Below are 12,252 nucleotides of genomic sequence, written 5' to 3'. Positions count from 1 at the left end.
AGGAACCATCAAAGACGGCGAGACCGATTCCGAAAAGACCACCCAGCGGACCGTCGGCTACCAACCAAGCACTTGCTAGGTTAGAGTCTGGAGGTATGAGCAACGCCGTCATCCCTCCCCCGCTGGGGCCCGACGACCTCGGACCCGACACGTCGCCGATCGCCTATGAGACCAACGGCGCCGTCGCCTACGTGACCCTGAACCGTCCCGACTTCCGCAACGCGCAGAACTCGGTGATGACGTATTCGCTGGACGCGGCGTTCCGCAAGGCCGTCGACGACGCCGACGTCAAGGTGATCGTGCTGCGCGGCAACGGCAAGCACTTCTCCGCCGGCCACGACATCGGCACGCCCGAGCGCGACTTCAACACCTTCTACCCCAACGTCGCGACGCTGCACTGGGATCACACCCGCAGCGACGACCAGCCGCTCGACAGCGGGCAGCGCCTGGCCCGTGAGATCGAGGTCTACATGGGCATGTGCCGCCGGTGGCGGGAGATCCCGAAGCCGGTGATCGCGCAGGTGCACGGCGCGTGCATCGCGGGCGGCCTGATGCTGGCGTGGGCCGCGGACTTCATCGTCGCCTCCGACGACGCGTTCTTCTCCGATCCGGTGGCCCGCATGGGCATCCCGGGCGTCGAGTACTTCGCGCACGCCTACGTCCTCGGGGCCCGTCGCGCCAAGGAGATCCTGTTCACCGGCCAGCGGTTCACCGCCGCGCAGGCCCTGGACTGGGGCATGGTCAACCACGTCGTGCCGCGCGAGGAGCTGGGCGCCAAGGTCGACGAGATCTGCGCGCAGATGACCGAGATGCCGATGCAGGGCCTGTTCCTGAGCAAGAAGGCCGTCAACATCTGCGAAGACCAGATGGGCATGCGCAACGCCATGGACTCGGTCTTCGGCTGGCACCACTACGCGCACGCCGCGAACGACGCCGACTCCGGCGACTCGCTCGGCGGCATGGACGCGCGCAGCATGCGCGACGCCGCCCAGAAGAAGGGACAGGCCTGATGGATCTGTTGTTCGACGACGCCGCACAGGCGTTCCGCGCGGAGATCCGCGCCTGGTTGGCCGAGCACGTCCCGGCCGAGCCGCTTCCCTCCATGGACACCGCGGAAGGCTTTGAGGCCCACCGCAAGTGGGAGGCCGAGATGGCCGCCGACCGCATGTCCGTGGTGAGCTGGCCAGTGGAGTTCGGCGGCCGCGACGAGCCGCTGCTGCACTGGCTGATCTTCGAGGAGGAGTACTACCGCTCGGGTGCGCCCGGGCGCGTGAGCCAGAACGGCATCTTCCTCCTCGCACCGACTCTGTTCGAGCACGCGAGCCCCGAGCAGCTGGCCCGGATCATGCCGCAGATGGCGCGGTCGGAGGTCATCTGGGGCCAGGCGTGGAGCGAGCCCGAGGCAGGCTCCGACCTCGCGTCGCTCCGATCCACCGCCACCCGCACCGAGGGCGGCTGGCTCCTCAACGGACAGAAGACCTGGAGCTCGCGCTCCAGCTTCGCCGATTGGGGCTTCGGGCTGTTCCGGACCGACCCCGAGGCGCAGCGGCACCGCGGGATCACGTACTTCATGTTCGATTTGAAGGCCGAGGGCGTGACCGTCCGCCCGATCGCCCAGCTCGACGGCGAGGCCGGCTTCGCGGAGCTGTTCCTGGAGAACGTCTTCGTGCCCGACGACCCCGCCGACCCGGCGAACTCCGGTGTCATCGGGGACGTCAACAACGGCTGGAAGGTCGCGATGAGCACCGCGGCGAACGAGCGCGGCCTCTCGCTGCGCTCCCCCGGCCGATTCCTCGCCGCCACCGACCGCCTGGTGAAGCTGTGGAAGTCAGCAGGCGACCTGCCGTCGACCGCCGCCACCGACAAGGGCGTCGCCGACGCCTGGATCGGCGCCCGCGCCTACGAACTCTCGACGTACCAGACGGTCAGCCGCCTGGCCGCCGGCGGACAGCTGGGCATGGAGTCGTCGATCAACAAGGTGTTCTGGTCGCAGTGGGACATCGCCGCCCACGAGACCGCCCTCGACCTGCAGGGCGTCGACGCCGAGCTCGACGATCCCTGGATGGACGGCTACCTCTTCTCACTGTCCGGCCCGATCTACGCGGGCACCAACGAGATTCAGCGCAACGTGATCGCCGAGCGACTGCTCGGCCTGCCCCGCGGAGACCGATAGACATGGACTTCCTCCTCAACGACATCCACACCGACCTGCGCGACACCGTCGCCGCGATCGGCGAGAAGGCCGGCGGCAGCGCCGTCGCCCGTGCCTGGTCGGAGGGCGACCACGCCCCCGCCCTGACCGTCTACCGACAGCTCGCCGAGGCCGGCATCACCGGCCTGATCGTCGACGACGCGCTCGGCGGCTCCGGAGCGGGTGCCACCGAGATGGTGGTCGCGGCCGAGCAGATCGGACGCATCGCGCTGCCCGGTCCGGTCGCCGAGACCCTCGCCGCCGTCCCGACCGCGCTCGCGGCAGCCGGTGCCTCCGACGCCCTCGAAGCGCTGCTCGGCGGTCGTCCCGCCACCCTCGCGGCCGCGGCGACCGGCTACCGCGCGGCCGCCCCGGCCGACGCCGACGTCTACCTGCTGCGCGACGGCACGCTGAGCTCCGCGTCCGTCGTCGCCGAGCACGCCTCGGTGGATCCGACGCGCACCGTCGCCGACGTCGAGGCGGGCGCAGCGCTCGGCTCGGCCGACGAGTCGGCCGTCGCCCAGCTCGGCGCGCTCGCCACCGCGGCGCAGCTCATCGGTCTGGGTTCGGCGATGCTCGACCTCGCGTCCGACTACGCCAAGGCCCGCAAGCAGTTCAACCGCGCCATCGGCTCCTACCAGGCGGTGAAGCACCACCTGGCCGACGTCGCGATCGCCGTCGAGATGGCGCGACCGCTGGTGCACGGCGCGGCCGTCGGATTGGACGGGAACGCTCCGGAGGGCACGAACGTCGCGCGCGACGTGTCCGCCGCGAAGGTCGCCGCTGCGGATGCCGCCTACCTGGCGTCGCGCCGCAGCCTGCAGGTGCTGGGCGCGATCGGCTACACCGCCGAGCACGACCTCTCGCTGTACCTGACCAAGACGCGCGCGCTCGTCTCGGCGTGGGGCACCCCCGCCCAGCATCGCGCCCTGATCCTGGAGACGCTGTGAGCACGCCGGAGACCATCAGCGCCGAAGACCGTGCGGCCCTGGCGGAGTCGATTCGCGACGTGCTGAGGCGTCGCAGTGACTCGGCCGCGGTGCGCGCCGCGACCCGTACGGAAGGTCGTATCGATCGGCCGCTGTGGGAGACGCTCTGCACCGAGATCGGCGTCGCCGCGCTCGCCGTCCCCGAGGAGTTCGACGGCGCGGGCGCGACCCTCGCCGAGACCGCGTTGGCCGTCGAAGAGGTCGGCGGCACGCTGTCTCCGGTGCCGGTGTTCTCGTCGGCCGTCCTCGCTGTCGGTGCCGTCCTGGCCGCCGGCGACGACGAGGCCTCTGCACGACTGCTCCCCGACCTCGCGTCGGGCGAGAAGATCGGCGGTCTCTGCTGGGCCGGCAATCCCGGCTGGACCGCACCGGGCGTCACCGCCGAGGCCGGGCTGTTGCGCGGCACCGCCGAGTACGTGCTCGACGGTGACTCCGCCGACGTCTTCCTGGTGATCGCCGGGCGTCCGGACAACCCCGACGCGCACACCCTGCACGAGGTGGACGCACACGCCGAGGGCGTCACCGTCACCCCGCTGCCGGTCCTCGATCCGACCCGTGCGCTGGCGCGCGTGACGTTCGACGAGGTGCCCGCCACGACCATCGCGTCCGCCCCGGACATCGCCGAGCGCATCCGCACGCTCGCGTGGGCCATGCTGTCGGCCGAGCAGGTCGGCGGAGCGGCCCGCGCCCTGGCGCTCACCGTCGAGTACACCTCGGCGCGCAAGCAGTTCGGGCGCACGCTGGCGTCGTTCCAAGCGCTCAAGCACGCGATGGCCGACATGTACGTGAAGGTGGAGGCCATGCGGTCGATGTCGGCAGCGGCGATCGACGCCCTGGTGACGGGTCGCGACGACGCCGCCGAGTTGGCGGCCGCCGCCCACGTCTACTGCTCCGAGAACTACATGGCGGTGACCGGCGAGGCGATTCAACTGCACGGCGGCATCGGCATCACCTGGGAGCACGACATCGGCCTGTACTTCAAGCGCGCCCAGGCCGACGCCCAGCTCTTCGGCCAGCCGCACGACGCGCTCGCGCGGGTGGTCGTGTAGCGGGACGGATCGTCATTCGTGGCCCGGCTCGCCGGGCAGCGGGGCGGCACCGATCGATCCGTCGATCGATGCCGCCCCGAACCTGTCTCGGTACCAGGCATCGCCGGCGTCGTCGTACTCCGGTGTGGCCGTGCCGAGGTACGCGCCGAGGTAATCGAAGAGCCACCGGGAGAATCCGTATCCTTCGGAGTCGTCGTAGCCGACCTGGACCGCCGCCTTGATGAGTTCGTAGCCGTCGACGGCATCGCACCGTTCGAAGGCCTCGGAGAAGTCAGCCCAGCTCTCACTGGTGAAGACCATCAAACGGCGGTGCTCCGGCGACTCCGGATCCAACGAGTTGAAGTAGGCGTCGGCCTCCTCTTCGGGCATCCCGTGATCCGGCGACCGCGTCGGGGTGATCCGCCAGCGAAACGCAGGATCGTCGATGCGGATCAGCCCCCACTCGCCCCGGTGCCAGGTGGAGTTCGGATGCTCCGCCCGAGCACGCGCCAACGTCCACCCCGGGAGCGGCTGACCGAAGTAGACCGGTGCCGTCAGGCACTGTTCACACATGTCGCGGTTCTCCGATGTCCACGACGTCAGTGTGTCACTGCGGCGCAACCGATTTGCGTATCCAAAAGTGGACTGGAGCCACTTTTCGGTACGCAGATCCGGAGCGACGATCAGTCGCCGATACCCGCCACCGTCAGCATGATCAACGCGACGTTCAAGGCCACGATCACCACCGCGGCGCCGGCCGAACCCCAGCGCAGCCACGGGTTGTCGGCGAACGAACCCATCAGTCGCTTGTCTGCGGTGTAGCGGCGCAGCGGAATGATCGCGAACGGGATGCCGAAGCTCAGCACCACCTGCGAGATCACCAGGGCCATCGTCGGGTTCACTCCGATCGCGAGCATCAGCACCGCGGGCACCAGGGTCACCGATCGTCGGATGAGCATCGGGATCTGCCTGCGCACCAGTCCGTTCATGATGGTCCCGCCCGCGTACGAGCCGACCGACGTCGACGCGATGCCGGACGCCAGCAGGCCGACCGCGAAGGCGGTCGCCACCACCGGACCGAGTGCGTCGCGGACCGCCGCGTGCGCTCCCTCGATGCTGTCGGTGCCCTCGCGGCCGTACAGGCTGGTCGCGGCCAGGACCAGCAGCGCGATGTTGACCGCTCCGGCGATCACCAGTGCGACGACCACGTCGACGCGGGTGGCGGACAGGAGTCGTCGCGTCCGCCGCTCGGTCTCGGGGCGGCCGTGCCGATCGATGACCAGTGAGGAATGCAGGTAGATGGCGTGCGGCATCACGGTGGCGCCGAGCATGGATGCCGCGAGGAGGACGGTCTCGGTGCCGTCGAACCGCGGGACCATCCCGTTCAGCACGCCGCCCGCGTCGGGCGGACTGACGACGAGGCCGGCGAGGAAGCCGATCACGATGACGGCCAGAAGCCCGACGATCACATGCTCGAACTGACGTTGTCGCTGCGGGTTCGCCAGCGCCAACAGCAGCATCGAGACGAGGCCGACGATCACGCCGCCGACCGGCAGCGGCAGTCCGAACAGCAGGTTGAGTGCGATGGCGCCACCGATCACCTCGGCGATGTCGGTCGCGCCCGCCACGAGCTCGGCCTGCATCCAGAAGAGCAGCCGACTGCGCCGCGACAGCCTCTCGCCGAGCGTCGTCGTCAGCGTCTTTCCGGTGACGACGCCGAGTTTGGCCGACTGGTACTGCACCATCACCGCCATCACGTTCGCGACGACCAGCACCCACACCAGCAGGTAGCCGTACTTGGCGCCGGCGGTGATGTTCGCGGCGACGTTGCCGGGATCCACGTAGGCGATCGACGCCACGAATGCGGGACCCAGGAGTCCTACGCTTCGCGCGATCACTCCATTTCGCGGCCGCTGCAACATGGATTGAGGTTAGCCGACCATCAAAGTTTCGGGATACCGAAAACCAGATGAGTTCAATCACCCTCCCGCAGACCGGGACCGATTCCGACATCAATGCCCCGGCGGCGCAATGCCGGTGTAGTAGTGGAGGAATGGCTCCCTCCACGTCGCAGCCCTTCTCCGTCTCCAGCGGAAGCCTCACACTCCGCGGCGACCACTGGCCCGGGACCGGCGACGCCCGCGACGTCACCCCCGCCCTACTGCTGCACGGCGGCGGGCAGACGCGGCATTCGTGGGACCGGACGGCGGCAGCCCTCGCGGCGCGCGGTCGCGACGTCTACACCCTCGACCTCCGCGGCCACGGCGACAGCCAGTGGGCGCCCGACGGCGACTACGGGATGGACGCCTTCGTGGCCGACCTCCGCACCGTCTTGACCGACCGCGCCCGCAGACCGGTCATCATCGGCGCCTCGCTCGGCGGCATCACCGGCCTGTGCACCCTCGGCGAGGATCCCGACCTCGCGGCCGCACTGGTGATGGTCGACGTCGTCGTCAATGTGGAGCAGAAGGGCATCGACCGCATCAAGGCGTTCATGACCGACCACATCGACGGCTTCGCGAACCTCGATGAGGTGGCCGACGCCGTCGCCGCCTACAACCCGGAACGCAAACGGCCGAAGAACCTCGAGGGATTGAAGAAGAACGTCCGCCTCCACGACGACGGCCGCTGGTACTGGCACTGGGATCCGGCGTTCATCACGTCCGGGCAGGGCGACGAGCCGCGCCGTCACACCGATCCGGCCCGCCTCGCGGCCGCCGCGAGGAACGTCACCGCGCCCACACTGGTGGTGCGCGGCGGCAAGTCGGACGTCGTCAGCGACGCGGGGATCGAGAACATGCGAGAGCTGGTGCCGCACGCCGAGATCGCCGACGTCAGCGACGCCGGGCACATGGTCGCCGGCGACGACAACGAGGTGTTCGCGGCCGCGATCGTTGAGTTCCTGGACCGGCACGGGCTGTAGTTCCCGCGCCGCTTGCCGACGAGTCGCACCAGTTCTGTCTCCCGCACTCGGTCGCGACCGAGTGCGGGAGCCGGAAGTGGTGCGACTCGGCGATTCTGCGAGCCTAGACCTCGAAGCTCAGGACCGGGTTGACGCGGTCGCGGATCATCTCGGCGCGCGGGACGATGCCCTGGTCGACGGCCTCCGGCTGCGCGGTGACCCAGTAGCGACCCTGCGCCACCTGCTCGAAGACGCGGGCTGCGTGCTCCTCGGGTGTGATGCCGATGGTGTCGGCGCGCTGCTGCAGGGCGTCGTTGAAGGCGTCCGCGGCGGGCAGTGTGCTCTCCCCCTTTGCCGCGGAGAAGATCTCGCTCTTGACCGAGTCGGGCAGGACCACCGACACCTGGATGGGTGCCTGACGCATCTGCATCTCGTAGTGCAGCGACTCGGTGAGCGCGAGGGTGCCGAACTTGGTGACGCTGTACGGCGACATCAGCGGACTCGGGAACAGGCCGCCGATCGACGAGACCTGCAGGATCCAGCCCTTGGTCCCCTGCTCCAGCATGCGCGGGACGAAGGCGCGCAGACCGTTGACGTAACCGCCGATGTTGACGCGCAGCACGGCGTCCCACTTCTCCGCGGGAACCTCCCACGAGAAGCCCATCGCCATGATGCCCGCGTTGTTGATGAGCATGTCGACGGCGCCGAAGCGGTCGTACGCGCGCTCGGCGAGCGCCTCCACCGAGGCCGGGTCGGAGACGTCGGTGCGGACCGCCTCCACCTCGACGCCCTGCGCCCGGAGGTCCTCGGCGACGGTGTTGAGCTTCTCCTCGGCGATGTCGGCCAGGACCAGCTTCATGCCGTAGGCCGCCGCCTGCTTCGCGAAGCCGGAGCCGATGCCTGCCGACGCGCCGGTGATGACGACGACCTTGCCCGCGAATTGTTCGGCTGCTGGGATCTCGGACATGACACTTGCCTCCACATAGTGGTTGTACTGGGTATTTCTATTCGTACAACCATCGGGAGGTGGTATTGATTCCTCGCCTGACACACAGTGATGGAGGCGACGCTCAGTCGGCGTCGAGACCCAGAATCCGGTACGCGTAGTCGGCGACGAACTCCATGTCGGTCGGCCCCACCGCGTCGGAGTTGGCGAGCGCATTGACCGCGGCGATCGCAGCCAGCACGACGACGCGGCGAGCGGCCGGGTCGGCGTCGAGGTGCTCGCACAGATGCACCCATTCGTCGACATAGCCGCGCTGGGCGTCGAAGAGCACTCCGCGATCGGGCTCGGGCAGTTCGGCGACCTCGGACACGATCGCCTGCACCAGCGCCGGGTGACGGACGGCGAACGTCGCATAGCCCGCAGCGGCCCCGCGCAATGCGTCTTCGGGTGACGCCGCGACGGCGAGCGCATCGTCGAGCGAGATCTGAATGAAGCCGTTGCCGCGGTGCAGCGCCGTCGCGAGGATCTCCCCCTTGCTCGCGAAGTGGTTGTACAGGCTCGACGACGCGAGATCGGCGGCCGCCGCGATGTCGTCCATCGCGACGCCGTCGTAGGTGCGCCGTGCGAAGAGGTCGACGGCCGCCGACAGGATGAGCTCGCGTTTGGTGATGCGCGGGAGGCCGGTGCCGGAAGGGCGCTCGGACGACGGTGCGGCGACCGGCCCCGTGGCGGCTCGCTCCACGAGATCGACCATCAGGTCACGCATCGGCGGGTGCGCCGCCGTCGTCGAATGGGTGGACACGCTGAACAGCGCCCCGAGAACGGCGGTCGACCGGACGCGCACGCCGGGGCCGGTCGAACCATCGAGGATGCGGTCGACTCGCGACAGCAGGGTCTCGCGGATCGGTCCGACCACGTCGTGCGGCAGGAAGCGCGACTCGCGGATCCACAGTCGGCCCGCCTGGCGTCGCGCCAGGACGACGTCGATGACGCCGTCGAACCGACCGCCGTCGAGTGTCGTCGCATCGAGGGCGTCGCAGAGCGCCTGGACGTATCGGGCGAAGACCTCGCCGAGCAGCGACTCCTTGTTCGCGAAGTGACGGTACAGCGCCGACGGTCGGACTCCGACGGCGTCCGCGACGTGACTCATCGCGACGTTCTCGTAGCCGCGATCGGCATAGAGGATCGTGGCCGCATCAACGATCAACTCTCGTCGGTTGGCCGGTCGTGTCCGCGTGACTCCGGTTCCACTCACGGTCACGATCCTCTCATTCTCAGATCAGGAGAATCCGCCGCCGCACACCAGCGTCTGTCCGCTGACGTAGTCCGACTCCGGACGGCACAGCAGGTAGACGGCGCCTGCGGCCTCGGCGGGGGTGCCCGGGCGGCCGAGCGGGATCTGCTGGGCGAAGGTCTCCAGCAGTTGCGGGTTGACACCCACCTTGAGCTCGCGACCCTCGATCTCGATGCTGCCGTCGCCGCCGGCGGGGACCTCGGTGAGGCGGGTGGTGATGAGCCCGAACGCGACCGTGTTCGCGGTGACGTTGTAGCGACCCCACTCCTTGGAGATGGTCTTGGTGAGTCCGGTGACGCCGGCCTTGGCGGCCGCGTAGTTGGCCTGGCCCGCGTTGCCGCCGAGGCCGGCGATGGACGCGATGTTGACGACCTTGCGGCACGGGACCTCGCGCCCCTCGGCGCGTTCGGCCTTCACCAGACCGGAGATCACCGGCTGCGCGGCGCGCAGGATCTGGAACGGCGCCTTGAGGTGGACGTCGAGGATCGCGTCCCACTGCTCGTCGGTCATCTTCTGGATCACCGAGTCCCAGGTGTACCCGGCGTTGTTGACGATGATGTCGAGACCGCCGAAGGTGTCGACAGCGGTCTGCACGAAGCGTTCGGCGAAGCCCTCGGCGGTGACGCTGCCCGCGCACGCGACGGCTTCGCCGCCCGCGGCCTTGATGTCGGCGACGGTCTGCTCGGCGGGTTCTTGATCGAGGTCGTTGACGACCACCTTGGCGCCGTCGGAGGCGAGCTTCAGGGCGATCTCACGACCGATGCCGCGGCCGGAGCCGGTGACGATGGCGACTTTGTTCTGCAGGGTGCTCACAGTTCAGCTTTCTGTTGTGCGGGAAGAGGATTCAGGTGAGTGCGACGACGGCGCTGCCCGCGAGGGTCACGGTGCCGTCGGGCAGGGAGACCGACAGGTCGAGGGTGGCGGTGCCGTCGTCGACAGCGGTGACGGTGCCGCGGCAGACCGGCGTGGCGTGCACCGGAGTGATGGCGGCGAACCGCACCGCGTAGCTGCGGATCCGGTCGACAGGCACCCAGTCGGTCAACAGCCGACCGAGGTACGCCATCGACAGCATGCCGTGCGCGAAGACGTCGTCGAGGCCCGCCGACCGGGCGACGTCGAGGTCGATGTGGATGGGATTGTGGTCGCCGCTCGCGCCGGCGAACAGCGCCAGCACGGTGCGGGTGATCTCGCCGACCTCGAGGTCGGGGAGCTGATCGCCGACGGCGACGTCGGCCAGGGCGGGTGCGCTCATGCGGCGGCTCCTTCCGGGTGGCGGACGACGATCGTGGAGGTGGCGGTCCCCACCAGTTCCTCCCCGCGCAGGTACTCGGTGCGCTTCACGAGGAACTCCAGCCCGCCGCCGCGCTTGCTGTAGACGTCGACGATCCGCTCGCGCAGGGTGATCGTGTCGCCGGCGTAGATCGGCGCGCGATAGTCGAACTCCTGCCCGCCGTGGAGGATGAAGCGGAGGTCGATGCCGAGGTCGTCGAGGTAACCGAACGGTTCGGCGGCCTCCAGTCCGAGGCTGAACAGGAAGGTCGGCGGCGCCGGAATGTCACGGTGTCCCGCGGCCTGCGCGGCGTCGAGGTCGGAGAAGACCGGATCGGTCTGCCCGATGGCCTGGGCGAAGAACTTCAGGCGGCCGCGTTCCACGTCGACGGAGAACTCGTCGAACTCGAGCGCCTTGGCGGCGTCGGCGTCGATCGGCATCAGGACACCTTCTCGTAGAGGGTGACGACGGCCGCGCCGCCGAGACCGATGTTGTGCTGCAGGGCGACGGTGACGTCGTCCACCTGCCGGTCGCCCGCCTCGCCGCGCAGTTGCCACGACAGCTCCGCGCACTGGGCCAGACCGCTGGCACCGAGGGGGTGCCCCTTCGAGAGAAGACCGCCGGACGGGTTGGTGACGACGGCGCCGCCGTACGTGTTGTCGCCGTCGCGGATGAACTTCTCGGCGGTCCCGTCCGGTGTCAGACGCAGTGCCTCGTACGAGAGGATCTCGTTGGCGGTGAAGCAGTCGTGCAACTCGACCACACGGATGTCCGACGGCGCGACGCCCGCCTTCTCGTAGACCTGGTCGGCGGCGCGACGGCTCATGTCGGCGCCGACGAGATTGGCGAGGCTGCCGTCGAAGGTCGCATCGTTGTCTGTGGTCATCGCCTGGGCGCTGATCGCGACGGTGGTGCGCAGGCCGCGCTTGCGGGCGAACTCCTCGCTGACGATGACGGCGGCGGCCGCGCCACAGGTGGGCGGACAGCACTGGAGTCGGGTCAGCGGACCGAAGATCTGCGGCGACGCCATGACCTCCTCGACGGTCAGCGGGTCACGGAACACGGCGAACGGGTTGTTCGCGGCGTGCTTGCGCGACTTGACCGAGATCTGGGCGAAGGTCTCCGGCGCCATGCCGTATTTCTCCGCATACTCGGCTCCGGCGCCACCGAAGAGCTGCGCGGCGAACGGCGCGTCACTTGCGCCGCCATTGCGCTCGTTGGCGATCTTCATGAAGTCGACGAACGGACTCGGCCGGTCCGGCCACTTCATCGTCAGCGCACCGCGCTCCATCTGCTCGAACCCGAAAGCGAGGACGCAGTCCGCGCTGCCGGACTCCACGGCCTGACGGGCCAGGAACAGCGCCGTCGACCCGGTGGAGCAGTTGTTGTTGACGTTGATGATCGGGATTCCGGTGGTCCCGACCTGGTACAGCGCACGCTGTCCACTGGTCGAGTCGCCATAGACGTAGCCGGCGTAGGCCTGCTGGACGTCGCGCAGTTCCACACCCGCGTCCGCGAGGGCGCGACGTACCGCGTCGGGTGCCATCTCGTCGTAGGGTGCGCCGTTGCGCGGGGTGGCGAACGGGATCATGCCGACGCCCGCGACCAATGTTCGACTCATGTCGACCTCCG

13 protein-coding genes are annotated in these 12,252 nt (G+C 69.1%); 5 read left to right on the top strand and 8 right to left on the bottom strand.

Going from position 1 to position 12,252, the window contains the following annotated elements; all coding sequences use genetic code 11:
* Positions 1-95 precede the first annotated feature (95 nt).
* The 4 genes from ACH46_RS03330 to ACH46_RS03315 are packed head-to-tail and all read left to right on the top strand — an operon-like array spanning position 96 to position 4,229.
* A complete protein-coding gene (locus ACH46_RS03330; protein ID WP_062391672.1) occupies positions 96-1,010 on the top strand; it encodes an enoyl-CoA hydratase in 915 nt (304 codons plus the stop codon).
* On the top strand, positions 1,010-2,173 hold the full coding sequence (locus tag ACH46_RS03325) for an acyl-CoA dehydrogenase family protein (protein ID WP_062391671.1): 1,164 nt from the start codon (positions 1,010-1,012) through the stop codon (positions 2,171-2,173). The genes ACH46_RS03330 and ACH46_RS03325 overlap by 1 nt, the downstream gene beginning before the upstream one ends.
* Before the next feature lie 2 nt (positions 2,174-2,175).
* Positions 2,176-3,141: an acyl-CoA dehydrogenase family protein gene (locus tag ACH46_RS03320; RefSeq protein WP_062391670.1), complete on the top strand. Its 966-nt coding sequence runs from the start codon at positions 2,176-2,178 to the stop codon at positions 3,139-3,141.
* Positions 3,138-4,229 carry an acyl-CoA dehydrogenase family protein gene (locus tag ACH46_RS03315; RefSeq protein WP_062391669.1) on the top strand — a complete coding sequence of 364 codons (1,092 nt, stop codon included), beginning with the start codon at positions 3,138-3,140 and terminating at the stop codon, positions 4,227-4,229. Before ACH46_RS03320 ends, ACH46_RS03315 begins: the two co-directional genes overlap by 4 nt.
* A gap of 12 nt (positions 4,230-4,241) precedes the next feature.
* Here the strand turns inward: ACH46_RS03315 and ACH46_RS03310 are convergent, their stop codons facing one another.
* A complete protein-coding gene (locus ACH46_RS03310) occupies positions 4,242-4,781 on the bottom strand; it encodes a hypothetical protein (protein ID WP_082399862.1) in 540 nt (179 codons plus the stop codon).
* A gap of 110 nt (positions 4,782-4,891) precedes the next feature.
* Positions 4,892-6,130 carry an Nramp family divalent metal transporter gene (locus ACH46_RS03305; protein ID WP_062391667.1) on the bottom strand — a complete coding sequence of 413 codons (1,239 nt, stop codon included), beginning with the start codon at positions 6,128-6,130 and terminating at the stop codon, positions 4,892-4,894.
* Positions 6,131-6,261: 131 nt separating this feature from the next.
* On the opposite strand from ACH46_RS03305, the gene ACH46_RS03300 reads away from it, so the two are divergent.
* Positions 6,262-7,131 (top strand): alpha/beta fold hydrolase, encoded by an 870-nt coding sequence (locus ACH46_RS03300; RefSeq protein ID WP_062391666.1) that lies wholly within the window; start codon positions 6,262-6,264, stop codon positions 7,129-7,131.
* A gap of 103 nt (positions 7,132-7,234) precedes the next feature.
* Here the strand turns inward: ACH46_RS03300 and ACH46_RS03295 are convergent, their stop codons facing one another.
* The 6 genes from ACH46_RS03295 to ACH46_RS03270 form a co-directional block, all read right to left on the bottom strand.
* Positions 7,235-8,077: an SDR family NAD(P)-dependent oxidoreductase gene (locus ACH46_RS03295; RefSeq protein ID WP_062391665.1), complete on the bottom strand. Its 843-nt coding sequence runs from the start codon at positions 8,075-8,077 to the stop codon at positions 7,235-7,237.
* A gap of 103 nt (positions 8,078-8,180) precedes the next feature.
* The gene (locus ACH46_RS21415; RefSeq protein WP_162234637.1) at positions 8,181-9,311 is read right to left on the bottom strand and encodes a TetR/AcrR family transcriptional regulator; all 1,131 of its coding nucleotides are present in this window, start codon (positions 9,309-9,311) and stop codon (positions 8,181-8,183) included.
* 24 nt (positions 9,312-9,335) lie between these two features.
* Positions 9,336-10,163 (bottom strand): SDR family NAD(P)-dependent oxidoreductase, encoded by an 828-nt coding sequence (locus ACH46_RS03285; protein ID WP_062391663.1) that lies wholly within the window; start codon positions 10,161-10,163, stop codon positions 9,336-9,338.
* Positions 10,164-10,194: 31 nt separating this feature from the next.
* The gene (locus ACH46_RS03280; protein WP_062391662.1) at positions 10,195-10,602 is read right to left on the bottom strand and encodes a MaoC/PaaZ C-terminal domain-containing protein; all 408 of its coding nucleotides are present in this window, start codon (positions 10,600-10,602) and stop codon (positions 10,195-10,197) included.
* Positions 10,599-11,060 (bottom strand): MaoC family dehydratase N-terminal domain-containing protein, encoded by a 462-nt coding sequence (locus tag ACH46_RS03275; protein WP_062391661.1) that lies wholly within the window; start codon positions 11,058-11,060, stop codon positions 10,599-10,601. The genes ACH46_RS03280 and ACH46_RS03275 overlap by 4 nt, the downstream gene beginning before the upstream one ends.
* The gene (locus ACH46_RS03270) at positions 11,060-12,241 is read right to left on the bottom strand and encodes a lipid-transfer protein (RefSeq protein ID WP_062391660.1); all 1,182 of its coding nucleotides are present in this window, start codon (positions 12,239-12,241) and stop codon (positions 11,060-11,062) included. Before ACH46_RS03270 ends, ACH46_RS03275 begins: the two co-directional genes overlap by 1 nt.
* Positions 12,242-12,252: the final 11 nt, after the last annotated feature.

This window comes from Gordonia phthalatica (genome assembly GCF_001305675.1).
Lineage (GTDB): Bacteria > Actinomycetota > Actinomycetes > Mycobacteriales > Mycobacteriaceae > Gordonia > Gordonia phthalatica.
This window is presented reverse-complemented; position numbering and strand designations above follow the sequence as displayed.